This window comes from Deinococcus aerius, assembly GCF_002897375.1.
Lineage (GTDB): Bacteria > Deinococcota > Deinococci > Deinococcales > Deinococcaceae > Deinococcus > Deinococcus aerius.
Window position 1 is genome coordinate 113,613 of the sequence record NZ_BFAG01000001.1, and the last position, 14,271, is coordinate 127,883.

The window sequence follows — 14,271 nt, forward strand, 5'->3', positions numbered from 1 at the left end:
CCCGGCCCCATGCTCCAGAGCATCACCCTCCAGGGCTTCAAGAGCTTCGCGGACCGCACCCGGCTGGAATTCGGGCCGGGCGTGTCCGCCGTCATCGGCCCCAACGGCAGCGGCAAGAGCAACGTGGTCGAGGCGATCCGCTGGGCCACCCACCAGGCCCGGGCGCGCGAGCTGCGGGCGGGACGGGGCACCGAGCTGATCTTCCACGGGAGCGGCGGGAAGGCGCCCCTCGGCCTGGCGGAGGTGCAGGTCGAGCTGCTCACCGCCGAGGGCCGGGTCAACGTCACCCGCCGGGTGTACCGCGACGGGACCGGCGAGCAGGACCTGAACGGGCGCCCCGCCCGCGTCCGCGACGTGCAGGGGGCGCTGCGGGGCACCGGGCTGGGGCCGGGGGGCCTCGCCGTGATCGGGCAGGGCGAGGTGAGCGGCGTCGTGCAGGCCGAGGGCCGGACGCTGCTGGGCTACGTGCAGGAGGCGGCGGGGCTGTCGCGCGCCGTCACCGCCCGGCAGGAGACGGAGGCGCGGCTGCGCGAGGCGGCGCTGTCTCTGGAGCAATTGCGCCTGGTGCAGGGGGAGCGGGCGGCGCATGTCGAGCGGCTGGAGCGGGCAGCCCGCGATGCCCGCGCTCACCGCGCCCTGACGGCCCGCATTCTCACGCTGGAGGACGCCCTGAGGCGTGAGCGGCAGGCCGCCCTGGGCCGCGAGATCGCCGCCGCGCGCGCCGAGGCGGAAGGCCTGGAGGCCCGCTCCACCGTCCTCGCCGCCGAGGTGCAGGCCGCCGCCGCCCGGGTGGAGGCCGCCCGCGAGGCGGTGAGCGACGCCCGCTCGCGTGCCGACGCCTTTGCCGGGGCGCTCGACGCCCTGCGCGCGGCGAGAGATGCCCACGCCCAAGCGGGCCGCTACCGGGACCACCTGGGTGCTGAGGCCGAGCGGCTGCGCGCTGAACTCGCGGCCCTGCCCCAGAGCCCGCCCGCCGGGGCCGTCCCCGACCTCCCCGCGCTGGAGGCTGCCGTGACGGCGGCCCGCACGGAGGCCGGGGCCGCCGAGCGCCGCGCCCGCTCGCTGGACGCCGAGCTGATCCACGCCCGCGAGGGGGCCGCCCGCGCCGCCCAGGCCGCCGCCCGCGCCGACGCCAGCCGTGAGACGCTGGGGGCTGAATTCGAACGCGCCGAGGGCAACCTGGAGGACGCCCAGGAGGCGCTGGCCGCCGCCCATGAACGCCTGACCGCCGCCACCCGCGCCCGCGAGGAGGCCGAGGCCGCCTACGCCACCCTCGCCGCCCGCCGCGCCGACGCCCAGGCCCACGAGCGGCACCTCCAGAACGAACTCGCCCGCCTGAACGCGGGCGTGGCCCCGCTGCGCCGCGAGCGCGAGCGGCTGGAGCAGACCCTCGACTCCTACGCCCGCTACGGCGAGGGGGCCCGCAACGCCCTGCGCCAGGGGCACCCCGGCATCGTGGGCTCGGTCGCCGACCTCCTCACCGTCCCCGCCGAGTACGAGACCGCCGTGACCGCCGCCCTGGGCCGCCGCCTGGAGCAGATCGTCGTTCACACGGGTGAGGACGCCCGGCAGATCATCGAGGAACTCAAGCGGGTGGGGGGCCGCGCGACCTTCCTCCCCCTCGACCTGATCCGCGCCCGGCCCCGCCGCGACGGGGCGCTGCTGCGCGAGGGAGGCGTGGTCGGCAACCTCGCCGACCTGTGCCCGACCGACCCGCCCTTGGTGGGCGAGGCGATCCTGGCCGACACCCTCGTGGTGGAGGACCTGCGGGCCGCGAACCGCCTCGCCCGCGCGCATCCGAACCGGCCCCGCCTCGTCACGCTGGACGGCGAGCTGCTGGAGGCGGGCGGCGCGATCACGGGCGGGAGATTGCGGGACGCGGGGTTCAGCATCCTCGCCGACCAGCGCCGCTTGCAGGAGATTGGCGCGGAGCTGGAGGACGTGGACCGGCAGACGGCCCGCCTCGCCGCCGAGCTGGGGCGGGTGCAGGGCGTTCTCGCGGGGGATGCGGACGGGCACGACGGCCTCCTCGCCGCCCGGGAACGGGCCGCCCGCGAGGAGCGCGAGGCCGAGCGGCGCGTGACCGAGCTGGAGGCGCAGCTTCGCAGCCTGGGCGCCCACCGCGACCGCCTGCTCGCCCGGTTGTCGGCTGAGACGCCCGCCCAGATGCCCCAGCCCGCGGGCCCGCTGGCCGACCCCGCCGAACTCGAAGCCGCCCTGCTCGCCGCCCGGACGGAGGCCGAGGAACACCGCGGGCGCGAACGCGCGGCGCTTGAAGCCCTCGCGCTCGCCCGCGAACTCGACGCGGCGTGGCGGGCCTTCCGCTCTGCCCGGGCCCGGGCCGCCGACCTGCGCGAGCGGCTGACCGCGAATGCCGAGGCGACGGCGGCCCAGGAGGCCCACCTCGCCACCGCCGCCGCCGAGGTCAGTCGCCGCGAGGCCGCCCTGGGCACCCTCGACGAACACGAGCTGTCCCGCGCGGAAGGGGAACGGGACGCCGCCGCCCAGGCGTACACCTCGCTGATCGGCGAGCAGAACAAGGTCCGCGCCCGGTTGGAGGACACCCGGCTCCTGATCGCCCGGCGCGAGGGCAGCCTGGAACCCATCCCCGACGGGTGCAGCCCGCCCGGCACCCCCCGCGAGTGGACGGCGGAACTGACCCGCAGCCGCGCCGACCTCGAGCGCCTGGGCCCCGTCAACGCCCGCGCCGAGGCCGATCACGCCGCCGAGAGCGCCGAGCTGGAGCGCCTGACCGCTGAATTGAACGACGCCGAGGAGGCCGCCGCCGAGTTGCGCGTCCACCTCGCCGAGCTGGAGAGCGCCGAGGGCCTCGCTACCCGGGCCGCCTTCGACCGGGTGAACGCCGCGTTCCGGGAATACAGCGCCGAACTGCTCGGCGGTCAGGGCGAACTCGAACCCGAGCACGACGAGGCGGGGCGCCTCACGGGGCTGCGCCTCGCCGTGCAGCCAAAGGGCAAGCGCACCCGCTCCATGACGCTGCTCAGCGCGGGCGAGCGCACGATGGCGGGGTTGGGCTTCCTCTTCGCCCTGAACCACGCGGGCGGGGAGGGGGGCGCAGGTGGCCTCCCCCTCGCCGTCCTCGACGAGGTGGACGCGCCGCTCGACGAGGCGAACATCCGCCGCTTCACGGCCTTTCTCGAACGCTTCTCGGCCCGGGGCGCCCAGTTCCTGCTCGTCACCCACCAGAAGGCGACGATGGAGGTGGCGAACGCGCTGTGGGGCGTCACGACCGACCACACGGGTGCGAGCCGCGTGCTGAGCATCCGCCAGGCGGAGGAGGCGCCAACGCGGTGAGCACCCGCTCTGTCGCCGCCGGGGAGCGCCGCTTCGAGCGGGATGCCCTTACCTGGGCCGTCTACCTGCTCCTGGGCTATTTCGGCTTCCTGATCAACGTGCTGGGGCCGCTGGTGCCCTTCCTGCGCGAGAAGCTGGGTCTCACGTATGCCCAGGCGAGCCTGCACACGAGCGCCTTTGCGGTCGGCCTGCTCGTTGCCAGCGTGACGGCGGATCGGCTGGCGGCCCGCCTGGGGGACCGACTGTTGCTCTGGGGCGGGGCGGTGGGAATGGCGGTCGGCGCCGTGCTGCTCGCGGTCGCCCCCACCTTCCTCCTCAGCGTGCTGGGCACCCTGGTCATGGGCACGCTGGGCTCCCTGACGCTCGTGCAGGTGTCGGCGGTGCTGGCCCGGCGCCACGGGGAGGGACGCGGACGGGCCTTTGCGGAGGCCAACGCCATCTCCAGCCTGTGCGGCGTCCTGGCCCCGCTGGCGGTGGGGGGAGCGGTCGCCGCCGGGCTGGGTTGGCCCGCCGTGCTGTGGTTCGCGGTGGCGGCGCTGGTGGTACTCGCCCTGGCGTTTGGCCGGGTTACCTTTCCGGGGCGCAGTGGCGGGGGCGCGAGATCACGGACCCCCCTGCCCGCCCGCTACTGGCGCTACTGGGCGCTGCTCCTCCTCGCCGTGGCGGTGGAGTTCGGCGTGGGGTTCTGGGGGGCGGACTTTCTGCGCGTGGTCGCGGGCTTCCCGCGGGCGGCGGCGGCCACTGGCGCGGGCGCCTTCCTGCTGGCGATGCTCGTCGGGCGGGTGGTGGGTGGGGCGCTCGTGTCGGTGTGGCCCGCGCCCCGGGTGGTGGCCCTTTCCCTGTTGACCGCGCTGCTGGGCTTTCTGCTGTACTGGCTGCCCGACTTCACCGTGACCCGCGTGCTCGGCCTCTTCGTCACTGGCCTCGGGATTGCGAACCTCTACCCGGCCCTGCTCTCGCTCGCGGTGGGGACCGCCCCGGGGCAGGAGGACGTGGCGAGTGCCCGCGCGGCCCTGGCCTCCGGCCTCGCCATCCTGCTCGCGCCCTTTGCGCTGGGCGCCGTGGCCGACGCCTCATCCCTGTTCGCGGCGCAGATCGTCGTCCCCGCGCTGCTGATGATCGCGGGCGCGGGCTTGTGGTGGGTGGGGCGGCAGGAGAAGGCCGGGGCCGTGTCGCCGCCGCGTCCCTGAGTTCCCAGCCTACTCCCGGACTCCGCGAAACATCACCGGAACGCCCATCTGACACAGGGGACACCCATCCGCCGGGAAGGTCTGGAAAGGGGCCTGGGTCAGCGTCGCCAGCCGTTCGCCGTCCAGAGGGGTGCGGCTGAGCCACGCGCTCACACCCAGGACTGTGTGCCCCTCCCGCCGCAGGAAGGCGAGGACGGCCCGCGCGTCCGTGCCGGTACACACAAGGTCATCCACGTACACGACCCGCCCGCCGGGCTCGGGAATGTGCATGCGGTGCCAGCCCATTGCCTCGCCGGTCAGGGGAAACGCCACCGGGAGGTGGAGGTGGCGGGCCACGAAGGAGGCCAGCACCGCGCCGCAGGCGGGGGCACCGGTCAGCAGTGTCGCCCCGGGAAAAGCGGCGTGGAGAGCTTCGGCCTGCATGGCGGCCACCTCGTCCAGCCCCGCCGGGTCGCGCATCAGCTCGCCCTTCTCGATCCAGCCATCCGCGTGCAGGCCGTGACGAAAGACCGTGTGCCCCCGCCGGAACGCGCCCCGTTCGGCCAGCAACCCCAGCAGGTCCACCCTCACCCGTCCAGCCGCTGCACGCTGGAGCCCGCCACGCTCTTCGTGACGATCAATCGGCTGGGCAGCCGCTCGGACAGGCTCTCGACGTGCGTGACCACGCCGACCATACGGCCCTGCGTCCGCAGGTTCTCCAGCGCGTTCGCCACCGCCTCCAGCGCCTGCGGGTCCAGGGTGCCGAAGCCCTCGTCGAGGAAGAGCGCCCCCAGAATCTTGTTCCCCGCCAGGTAGTCGCTCAGCGCGATGGCAAGGGAGAGGCTGGCGAGGAACGTCTCGCCGCCGGAGAGGGTCTTGACCGCCCGCGTCTCGCCCGCGTTCCAGAGGTCCTGCACGACGTACTCGCCGTCCTCCAGCGCCAGGCGGTAGCGCCCGTCGCTGATCTCGTGCAGGAGCGTCCCCGCGCCCGTCAGAAGCTGCGCCTCGACCTCCGCGAGGAGGTACTGCTGGAACTCGTTCGCCCGCAGGGTGTTCGCCAGCGTCTGCCAGGTGTCGAGCTTGGTCGCCAGGTCCTTCGCCTGGGCCTCGATCTCGGCCTTGCGGGTCAGCCGCTCGCGGGCACTCCGCTCCTGCTCGGCCAGGCTCCCGGCCCGCTCGCGCGCCCCGCTGAGGGCCGCGTCCGTGGCGATCAGGTCGCGCTCGGCCTGCCGGAGCTGCGCGGGGTCGAAGGGCTCGACGCCCAGTTGCCGCTCCAGTTCCGCGAGTTGCGCCCGGAGCTGCTCGACCTGCGCGGCGTGGGTCCGGGCGGCCTGCTCCAGCGCGGCGATGTCGGGCTCCGGCAGGGCGGCGGCGCGGGCCTGCGCGGCGTCCAGACCGAGGGTCGTGAGAGCGGTGTCCAGCGTCTCCTGGGCCTCCCGCGTCTCCCGGGCCCGGCCCCCCGCGGCGGTGCGCGCCGAATTCAGGGTCGCGCTCGCCGCCGCGTGGGCACTCTGCGCGCGGGCGAGGGCGGATTGCGCCTCGGTCAGGCGGGAGCGGATGCCCTTCACCTCGGCCAGGAGCTTCGCCCGCTCCCGCGCCGGGTCCGTGCCCGCCGCCCGCACCTGCCTCGCCAGGCCCGCGAGCAGGCGCAGCGCGAGGTCGTGCGGATCGCCCGTGATGTTGCCCTCCAGCTTCCGCAGGTCGGCCTCCCGCGCCCTCAGCGCCTCCTCCCAGTCGGCGACCTCGGCCCGCTTGGCCTCGATGGCCTTCTTGCGGGCGGCGAGTTCGGCCTTGAGTTCCAGGTAGCGGGTGCGCCGCTCGGTCAGGGTCCGGTCCAGGGCCGTGACGCGCGCCTCCAGCTCCTCCAGGTTGACGGCGGGGGCGGCGGGGAGCGCCCTCACCGTCCCCTCGCAGAGGGGGCAGGGTTGGCCCAGGTGCAGGTGCGGGCGGTAGGCGGCCAGGCCCGCCTGTTCCCGCGCCGCCGTCAGTTCGGCCTTGGCGGCATCCAATTGGGCCTTGGCCTCCTTGCCCTCGCGCTCCACCCGGCCCCATTCCAGCGTCTGGTCGGCCTGAAGCTGCTCGTCGGCGGCGAGGCGGGCTTTCTGGGCGGTGAGAGCGGTCTTCTCCGTCTCCAGTTGCACCCGCTCGCGCCGCAGGGTGTCGAGCTTCTGGGCGGCCTCCCGAGCGGCGTGGTGCGCGTCCTCGTCCCAGGGGAGGGGGGAGGGGTGGGTGGTCTGGGGTGTACCCCCGGCACGTTTCAGGCGCGCCGCGTCCGCCTCGGCCTCCCGCAGCGTCTCCGCCCGCGCTTCGAGGTCGGGAATGCGGGCCTCGGCCTCCTGGGCGGCGGCCAGCGTGACTTCCGCCGCCTGCACCGCCCGCCGGGCCTGAGCCTCCGTCTCCCCAGCGCGGCGGGCTTCCTCCGCCTCCCGCGCCGCCGCGATGCGGGCCCGTTCCGCCGCGTCGAGCAGGGGCAGCACGCCCGCCACCCGCCGCGCCCGCTCCGCCCGCCGCGCCCCCTCGCGGATGCTCTCCGCCCGGCTTTCGAGTGTGGTCAGACGCCGCCGAGTGTCCTCGCGGGCATTCCACACGCCCTCCAGCGCACGCAGGCGGTTGACCTGCCCCTGAAGTCGTTCGCGCGAGTCCGTCAGCCGCTCGGCCTCCCCGTCCACCGCCTCCCGCTCGGCGCGCAGGGCCTTGACCGCCTCGGGGGAGACCTGGGCATACTCGCCGTCGAGCAGCGCGTGGAGGCTCCCCAGCGTGTGCTTGTACTCCCGGGCCCGGTCGCCCGCGAAGGCGTGCATGGCCTTGACGTGTTCCAGGCCCATCAGCTCGCCCAGCAGGGCCTGCCGCTCCTTGCCGGTGCCGTGCAGCAGCCGCGAGAACTCGCCCTGCGGGAGCAGCACGCTCCGGGCGAAGGTCTTGAAGTCCAAGCCCACTGCGCGGCGGATGCGGTCGTTCACCGCCTTGGTGCCCCCGTCGCTGAGGTTCACCCAGCGGTCGCCCTCGCGCCGCTCCAGCCGCACCTCGTTCTCGGCCTGGCGCCGCCCCTTGGAACGCGCCACCCGGTACGTCTCGTCCCCGACCTGGAAGGTCAGGCTGACGGAAAGCCCCCGCTCGCCCTGCGAGATCAGCGCGTCCAGCCCGGTGCCCCCCAGCCGCGGCGTGTTCCCGTACAGCGCAAAGGTCATCGCGTCCAGCAGGCTCGACTTGCCGCTGCCCGTGGGCCCCACGAGCGCGAACAGCTCCAGGTCAGCGAAGTCGAGCGCTACGAACTGCCGGAAGGCGGTGAAGCCCTGAACTTCGAGTTTGAGGGGCCTCAAGCGGGCACCTCTTCCTCTTGTCCCCGCGCGGCCTCGTCGGCCTCCCGGAAGGCGGCGCGCAGGTCGTCGGGGAGTTCTCCGCGGCGCTCCTGGTGGAACCGCTCGTACAACTCGGTCAGGCTCAGGCCCTCGCGCTTGAGGTTCGGCAGCGCGAGATCGTCCTGCACGGCGTCGAGTTCGACCGCGAGCGTGTTGGGCACCAGGCGCAGCACCCGGTCCTTGAGCCCCGGCAGGGCCGTGCCCGAGGGCGCCTGCACGACCACCTTCACCAGCCCGGTAAAACCCGTGAGGGAAGCCAGCCGCGATTCCACCTGCTCCAGCCCCACCCGCACCGTCCGCAACTCGCGCCCGCTGCTCAGTGGAATGGGGGTCACGCGCGCCGGGCGCCCGACCTCCACCTCGACCAGATTGACCTGTTTCTTCTCGCCGCCCTCGCCGAAGTCGAGCTGGATGACTGAACCGGGGTAGTGGGCCAGGGGCATCTCGCCCGACTGTTGCGGCTTGTGGACGTGCCCCAGCGCGACGTACTGCGCCTCCGCCGGAAGTTGCAGCGGCGAGAGGGTGTAGGCGTTCATGAGGTCGAACTGCATGGTGCGCTCGGACCCGCTGGGCACGGCGCCGTCCATCGTGGCGTGGGCCATCAGCATGTTCACGCTGTCGCCCCGGAAGCCCTCGGCCACCTTCCGCAGGAAAAAGCCCATCCCCTCGCGGTACTTCTGGCGCCAGGCGCCCACGTCGCCGCCCATCACGTCCGCCGCCTTCACCAGCCGCCGCTCGGACAGGAAGGGGAGGGCGCCGACCGTGAGTTTTTCCCCACCCCGCGTCTCCAGGGTGCGGATCAGGTCGAGGGGGTTGGCGCTGGGCTGGGCGACGAGTTGCACGCCCACCCACCCCAGCAGGCCCGCCAGCCCGTGCAGCCGCGCCGCCGAGTCGTGGTTCCCGGCGATCGCCACCGCCGGAATCCCCGCGTCGCGCAGCCGCAGGAAGAAGTCGAAGACGGCCGCCTCCGCCTCCGCCGAGGGGTTCACCGTGTCGAACAGGTCGCCGGAAATCAGCACGGCGTCGGCCCGCTCGCTCCTCGCCAGGCCCGCAATTTCGACGAGCGCCTCGTGGACCTCCGGCGTCCGGTCAAAGCCCCTCAGATTCCGCCCGGCGTGGAAGTCCGCCGTGTGAAGTACGCGCATGACGGAAAAAGATAGCATGTGGACGAGCTTGGCGGCGTACCGTAACCCCATGCATCCCCTCCTGCACGGCCCCCTCAGCCTGGAGGACTACCTGCGGACCGAGATCGAATCCGAGTTCCGCCGCGAGTACGTCGGCGGCTACTGGTACGGCCTGCACGGCGAGTCCCACGAGGAGGACGGGACGAGCGCGGCCCACAACCTCATCACCACCAACGTGATGATGAAGCTCTTCAATCTCTGCGACCGGCCCGAGCTGTGGCTGGCGTCTTCGCAGTTCAAGCTGCACATCCCCGAGCGTCCCAGCTTCTTCTGCCCGGATTTGGCGGTTTACCCCACGCCGAACGTGCAGGAGTGGTATGGCGTCGCCCCCCTCTTCCTGCTGGAGGTGATTGAGCCGCGCACCGAGTTTGTGGACCGGTGCGTGAAATACCACGCCTATACGGCCCTTCCCAGCCTACGAAAGCTGTAGAGCTGCCAGTACGGTAAGTGCGTTCCCTTCACCCTGCTTCCGGCCCGCTATCCTGCCCCATATGCCCGCCGCTCCCCCCGCCGCCGAACCCATTCGCGTCACGGGCGGCGTGAACAAGGTCCGCTTCCGCGCCGAGAGCGGCTTCACCGTCATGACTGCCAAACTCCGCAACGCCGAGGGCGAGGACCCCGACGCCACCGTGATCGGCGTGATGCCCCCCCTGGAGGCCGGGGACACCTTCAGCGCCGAGGTGCTGATGGAGGAGCACCGCGAGTACGGCTACCAGTACCGGGTGCTGAACATGGTGCTGGAGGCCCAGCCCACCGACCTGACGGAGGCCGGGATCGCCGCGTATCTGGAAGCGCGGGTCGGGGGCGTGGGCAAGGTCCTCGCCGGGCGCATCGCCAAGATGTTCGGCCCCGCGACCTTCGACGTGCTGGAGGGGGAGCCGGAAAAGCTCCTCCAGGTGCCCGGCGTCACCCAATCCACCCTCCACAAGATGACCTCCAGTTGGTCGCAGCAGGGCCTGGAACGCCGCCTCCTCGCCGGGTTGCAGGGGCTGGGGCTCTCCATCTCCCAGGCGCAGCGGGCGGTGAAGCACTTCGGGGAGGCGGCGCTGGAACGTCTGCAAGCGGACCTCTTCGCCCTAACGGAAGTTGAGGGCATCGGCTTCGTGACTGCCGACAAGCTGTGGCAAGCCTCGGGCGGGGCGAATGACGACCCCCGCCGCCTGACCGCCGCCGCCGTGTATGCCCTCCAGCAGGCGGGGCAGCAGGCCGGGCACAGTTTCCTGCCACGCGAGCGGGCCGAACGGGGCGTGGCCCACTACACCCGCGTCACCCTGGAGCAGGCGAAGATGGCCGTTGATACCGCCGTCGAACTCGGCCGCCTGTCCGACGACCCCGCACCGGGCGGCAAGTCCCGCATCTATCTCCCCCACGTCCTGCGGGCGGAGAAGAAGCTCGCGGGGCTCATCCGCACCCTGCTCGCTACGCCGCCGGGCGGGGACGAGTGGACGGTTCCGGCGGGGGCCTCCAAAGGGCTGTCCGAGGAACAGGCGCAGGTGCTCGACCTGCTCGAAGACCACCGCCTCGTCGTGCTGACGGGCGGGCCGGGCACGGGCAAGAGTACGACCACCCGGGCCGTCGCCGACCTCGCCGAGAAACTCGGGCTGGAGGTCGGCCTCTGCGCCCCGACGGGAAAGGCCGCGCGCCGATTGGGGGAAGTCACCGGGCGCCCCGCGTGCACCATCCACCGCCTGCTCGGGTACGGCCCGGCGGGCTTCCGGCACAACCACCTCGAACCCGCGCCCTACGACCTCCTGATCGTGGACGAGGTGAGCATGTGCGGCGACGCGCTGATGCTCTCGCTCCTCGCCGCCGTGCCGCCCGGGGCGCGGGTGCTGCTCGTGGGCGACACCGACCAGCTCCCACCCGTGGACGCCGGGCTGCCCCTCCACGCCCTCACCGCGACCGCGCCGACCGTCCGCCTGACCACCGTGTACCGTCAGGCCGCCGAGAACCCCATCATCCGCGCCGCCCACGGTCTGCTGCACGGCCAGGCGCCCGAGTGGGGGGACCGCCGCCTGAACCTCACCGAGACGGAGCCCGACGTGGGCGCCCGCCGCGTCGCCCTGATGGTGCGCGAACTCGGCGGCCCGACTCAGGTGCAGGTCCTGACCCCCATGCGCAAAGGGCCGCTCGGCGTCGAGCTCCTCAACCACCATCTGCAAAGCCTCTTCAACCCCGGCGACGGGGGCATCCGCATCGCGGACGGCGAGGCGCGACCCGGCGACGTGGTCGTGCAGACGAAGAACGACTACACCAACGAGATTTTCAACGGCACGCTGGGCACGGTCCTCAAGGCCGAGGGCGGGCGCCTCACCGTGGATTTCGACGGCAACGTGGTGGAGCTCGTCGGCGCGGAACTGTTCAACCTCCAGCTCGGTTACGCGCTGACCGTCCACCGGGCGCAGGGAAGCGAGTGGCCCACCGTCCTCGGCGTGCTGCACGAGGCACACATGCCCATGCTCAGCCGCAATCTCGCCTACACGGCCCTGACCCGCGCCCGCGAGCGCTTCTTCGCGGCGGGCTCGGCGAGCGCGTGGAGTAAGGCCGCCCTCCGCCAGCGTGAGGAGCGCAACACGGCGCTGCTGGAACGGGTGCGGGGGCGGTAGCTGAGAATGTATACTCCTTGTGTCTACAAGGGGGTAGTATGAAGGGACGGATTCAGAAGTGGGGGAACAGCCTCGCGCTCCGGATTCCAAAAGGGATCGCTGAGGAAGCCGGGTTGGGGCAAAGCACGTCGGTAGAGATTCGGGTGTCTGGAGGGCAGCTCGTGGTGACGCCTCTGCGCCCACCCCGCTATGAACTTGACGACCTGCTGTCGCGTATTCGCCCCGATCAACTTCATGAGGAAACTGACTGGGGCGAGCCACAGGGCCAGGAAGAGTGGTGAGCGAGCCGCCTTACGTGCCGGGGCGTGGGCATCTGGTCTGGCTGAACTTCACGCCGCACGCCGGGCACGAGCAGGGGGGGCGGCGCCCGGCGCTGGTCCTGACGCCCGCGAGCTACAACGGCCTGACGGGGCTGATGATCGCCGCGCCGGTGACGAGCCGCGTGAAGGCTTACCCCTTCGAGGTTGCCTTGCCGCAGGGTGGAGCCGTGCGGGGTGTCGTCCTCAGTGACCACGCGAGGAGTGTGGACTGGAGGGCGCGCCGGGCCGAGTTCGTGACAGAGGTGCCCGAAGCAGTGTTGGAGGAGGTCGGCGGCAAGCTGGCGGCGTTGTTGCAACTGGGGTGAAGTCGCCTGCCAGACCTTACCGCAGGCCCAGAAGGTGGTCCACGCCCGCCGCTTCCAACTCCTCATCCAGGTCGTTCGGCCCACCACTTTCCGCCTGGATGTGGGCAGTTAAAGCCGCGTCAAGCGTCTGACATCCCTGTTCTGCCCGTCGTTTTTCGGCAGCCTCTTGCCGAGAGGATGCGTGCAACTTCTCGCCCGGGAAAAGGGGCAGGCGCTTCATCCCAGCAGGGTACGCCGGGCCGCCCTCTCCCGTGCTACCATGGGGTCCCGGAGGCCGAGCGCCCCGGTTTTTCTTTTTGGCCCCGCGTGGGGCGGGCGCTCGTGGTCAGGCATGAAATACATCTTCGTGACGGGCGGCGTGGTCAGCAGCCTCGGCAAGGGCGTGGCGAGCGCGTCCCTCGGGGCGCTGCTGCGGGCGCGCGGATATAAGGTCACAGCGGTCAAGATCGACCCCTACATCAACATCGACGCGGGGACCATGCGGCCCTACGAGCACGGCGAGGTCTTCGTGACGGCGTCGGGTGCCGAGACGGACCTCGACATCGGCAACTACGAACGCTTCCTCGACCTCGACATTCCGGCGGGCAGCAACATCACGACCGGGCAGGTGTACCTGGAGGTCATCCGCCGCGAGCGGGCCGGGGATTATCTGTCGCAGACGGTGCAGGTCATCCCCCACGTGACCGACGAGATCAAGCGCCGCATCCGGGTTGCCGGGGAGAATGCGGGGGCGGAGATCGTCCTGATCGAGGTCGGCGGCACCGTGGGCGACATCGAGAGCCTGCCCTTCCTGGAAGCGATCCGGCAATTCAAGTTCGACGAGGGCGACGAGAACGTCCTCTACATCCACCTCACGCTGGTGCCGTACCTGGGCACGTCGAACGAGTTCAAGACGAAGCCGACCCAGCACTCGGTGGCCGAACTGCGCTCGGTGGGGATCAGCCCCGACATCGTGATGGTGCGCTCCAAGGAGAAGCTGCCGCCCGACATCACCCGCAAGATCGCGCTCTTTACCTCGGTGCGCGAGAACCGGGTCTTCTCCTCCTACGATGTGGGGCACGTGTACGAGCTGCCCCTCGCGCTGGAGGAGCAGGGGCTGGGCAAGGCGGTCGAGGACCTGCTCGGCCTGGAGCGCACCCACCCCAACCTGGGCGTGTGGCAGAACGCCGTGCGGGTCATCAAGCACCCGCAGCGGGAGGTCACCATCGCGCTCGCTGGGAAGTACACCCAAATGCCCGACGCCTACCTCAGCCTGCTCGAATCGCTGACGCACGCCGGAATCGCCAACGACGCCCGGGTGAACATCAAGTGGGTGAACGCCGAGGAGCTGACCGAGGGCGACCTGGAGGCGCAGCTCGGGGACGTGGACGCGATTCTGGTGCCCGGTGGCTTCGGCATCCGCGGCATCGAGGGCAAGATTCGGGCTGCCGAGTACGCCCGGACGCGCGGGGTGCCCTACCTGGGGATCTGCCTGGGGATGCAGATCGCCGTGATCGAGTACGCGCGGCACGTGGCGGGCCTGGCCGGGGCCAACTCCGCCGAGTTCGACCCCTACTCGCCCCACAAGGTGATCGACCTGATGCCCGAGCAACTGGAGGTCGAGGGGATGGGCGGCACCATGCGCCTGGGCGACTGGCCGATGGAGCTGCGCGCCGGGACGAAGATCGCCGAGTTGTACGGCGTTCCGGCGGGCGGCACCGTCAAGGAGCGCCACCGCCACCGCTACGAGGTGAACCCGGCGTACGTGGATGATCTCCAGGAGGCGGGCCTGCTCATCAGCGGCGTGACGCCCGGGGTGGCGGGACGGGGCGCGGGCCTGGTCGAGAGCATCGAGATTCCCGGCCACCCCTTCTTCGTGGCGCTCCAGGCGCACCCGGAGTTCAAGAGCCGCCCGATGCGGCCCAGCCCACCCTTTGCCGGATTCGTGGCGGCGGCATTGGCGGGCGGTCAGCGGTCAGCCGTGGGCAGCCAGCCGGAGAAGGCCGGGGCGTAGACTCCAACTCCGCGAGAGAA

At 72.1% G+C, this 14,271-nt stretch carries 11 protein-coding genes; 7 read left to right on the top strand and 4 right to left on the bottom strand.

The features are described from left to right. The first annotated feature begins 9 nt into the window (after nucleotides 1-9). Together DAERI_RS00500 and DAERI_RS00505 are read left to right on the top strand one after the other, a co-directional pair. Nucleotides 10-3,315, top strand: coding sequence for an SMC hinge domain-related protein (locus DAERI_RS00500; RefSeq protein ID WP_103127532.1), 3,306 nt, complete (start codon nucleotides 10-12; stop codon nucleotides 3,313-3,315). Next, nucleotides 3,312-4,505 carry an MFS transporter gene (locus tag DAERI_RS00505; protein ID WP_165794016.1) on the top strand — a complete coding sequence of 398 codons (1,194 nt, stop codon included), beginning with the start codon at nucleotides 3,312-3,314 and terminating at the stop codon, nucleotides 4,503-4,505. Before DAERI_RS00500 ends, DAERI_RS00505 begins: the two co-directional genes overlap by 4 nt. Nucleotides 4,506-4,514: 9 nt before the next feature. Here the strand turns inward: DAERI_RS00505 and DAERI_RS00510 are convergent, their stop codons facing one another. The 3 genes from DAERI_RS00510 to DAERI_RS00520 are packed head-to-tail and all read right to left on the bottom strand — an operon-like array spanning nucleotide 4,515 to nucleotide 8,988. Further along, nucleotides 4,515-5,075 carry a type I phosphoribosyltransferase gene (locus DAERI_RS00510; protein WP_235610149.1) on the bottom strand — a complete coding sequence of 187 codons (561 nt, stop codon included), beginning with the start codon at nucleotides 5,073-5,075 and terminating at the stop codon, nucleotides 4,515-4,517. Then, nucleotides 5,072-7,804, bottom strand: a complete 2,733-nt coding sequence (locus DAERI_RS00515) for an AAA family ATPase (protein ID WP_103127533.1) — start codon at nucleotides 7,802-7,804, stop codon at nucleotides 5,072-5,074. Before DAERI_RS00515 ends, DAERI_RS00510 begins: the two co-directional genes overlap by 4 nt. After that, nucleotides 7,801-8,988 (bottom strand): metallophosphoesterase family protein, encoded by a 1,188-nt coding sequence (locus DAERI_RS00520; RefSeq protein ID WP_103127534.1) that lies wholly within the window; start codon nucleotides 8,986-8,988, stop codon nucleotides 7,801-7,803. Before DAERI_RS00520 ends, DAERI_RS00515 begins: the two co-directional genes overlap by 4 nt. Nucleotides 8,989-9,037: 49 nt before the next feature. On the opposite strand from DAERI_RS00520, the gene DAERI_RS00525 reads away from it, so the two are divergent. The 4 genes from DAERI_RS00525 (at nucleotide 9,038) to DAERI_RS00540 (ending at nucleotide 12,258) form a co-directional block, all read left to right on the top strand. After that, nucleotides 9,038-9,457 carry a Uma2 family endonuclease gene (locus tag DAERI_RS00525; protein ID WP_165794017.1) on the top strand — a complete coding sequence of 140 codons (420 nt, stop codon included), beginning with the start codon at nucleotides 9,038-9,040 and terminating at the stop codon, nucleotides 9,455-9,457. A gap of 61 nt (nucleotides 9,458-9,518) precedes the next feature. Next, a complete protein-coding gene (gene recD2 / locus DAERI_RS00530) occupies nucleotides 9,519-11,633 on the top strand; it encodes an SF1B family DNA helicase RecD2 (protein WP_103127536.1) in 2,115 nt (704 codons plus the stop codon). A gap of 38 nt (nucleotides 11,634-11,671) precedes the next feature. Next, a complete protein-coding gene (locus tag DAERI_RS00535; protein WP_103127537.1) occupies nucleotides 11,672-11,914 on the top strand; it encodes an AbrB/MazE/SpoVT family DNA-binding domain-containing protein in 243 nt (80 codons plus the stop codon). Further along, entirely contained in the window at nucleotides 11,911-12,258 is a 348-nt protein-coding gene (locus DAERI_RS00540; RefSeq protein ID WP_235610151.1) for a type II toxin-antitoxin system PemK/MazF family toxin, read from the top strand. Before DAERI_RS00535 ends, DAERI_RS00540 begins: the two co-directional genes overlap by 4 nt. 16 nt (nucleotides 12,259-12,274) lie before the next feature. On the opposite strand, the gene DAERI_RS21845 is transcribed toward DAERI_RS00540, so the two are convergent. Then, nucleotides 12,275-12,478, bottom strand: a complete 204-nt coding sequence (locus DAERI_RS21845; RefSeq protein ID WP_133161933.1) for a hypothetical protein — start codon at nucleotides 12,476-12,478, stop codon at nucleotides 12,275-12,277. A 111-nt stretch (nucleotides 12,479-12,589) separates the two neighbouring features. On the opposite strand from DAERI_RS21845, the gene pyrG reads away from it, so the two are divergent. Then, on the top strand, nucleotides 12,590-14,251 hold the full coding sequence (gene pyrG / locus DAERI_RS00545; RefSeq protein WP_103127539.1) for a CTP synthase: 1,662 nt from the start codon (nucleotides 12,590-12,592) through the stop codon (nucleotides 14,249-14,251). The last annotated feature ends 20 nt before the right edge of the window (nucleotides 14,252-14,271 follow it).

Coding starts and splice junctions, on each gene's coding strand:
- recD2 (WP_103127536.1), top strand. CDS start 9,519: ATGCCCGCCGCTCCCCCCGCCGCCGAACCCATTCGCGTCACGGGCGGC.
- DAERI_RS00535 (WP_103127537.1), top strand. CDS start 11,672: ATGAAGGGACGGATTCAGAAGTGGGGGAACAGCCTCGCGCTCCGGATT.
- pyrG (WP_103127539.1), top strand. CDS start 12,590: ATGAAATACATCTTCGTGACGGGCGGCGTGGTCAGCAGCCTCGGCAAG.
- DAERI_RS00525 (WP_165794017.1), top strand. CDS start 9,038: ATGCATCCCCTCCTGCACGGCCCCCTCAGCCTGGAGGACTACCTGCGG.
- DAERI_RS21845 (WP_133161933.1), bottom strand. CDS start 12,478: ATGAAGCGCCTGCCCCTTTTCCCGGGCGAGAAGTTGCACGCATCCTCT.
- DAERI_RS00520 (WP_103127534.1), bottom strand. CDS start 8,988: ATGCGCGTACTTCACACGGCGGACTTCCACGCCGGGCGGAATCTGAGG.
- DAERI_RS00500 (WP_103127532.1), top strand. CDS start 10: ATGCTCCAGAGCATCACCCTCCAGGGCTTCAAGAGCTTCGCGGACCGC.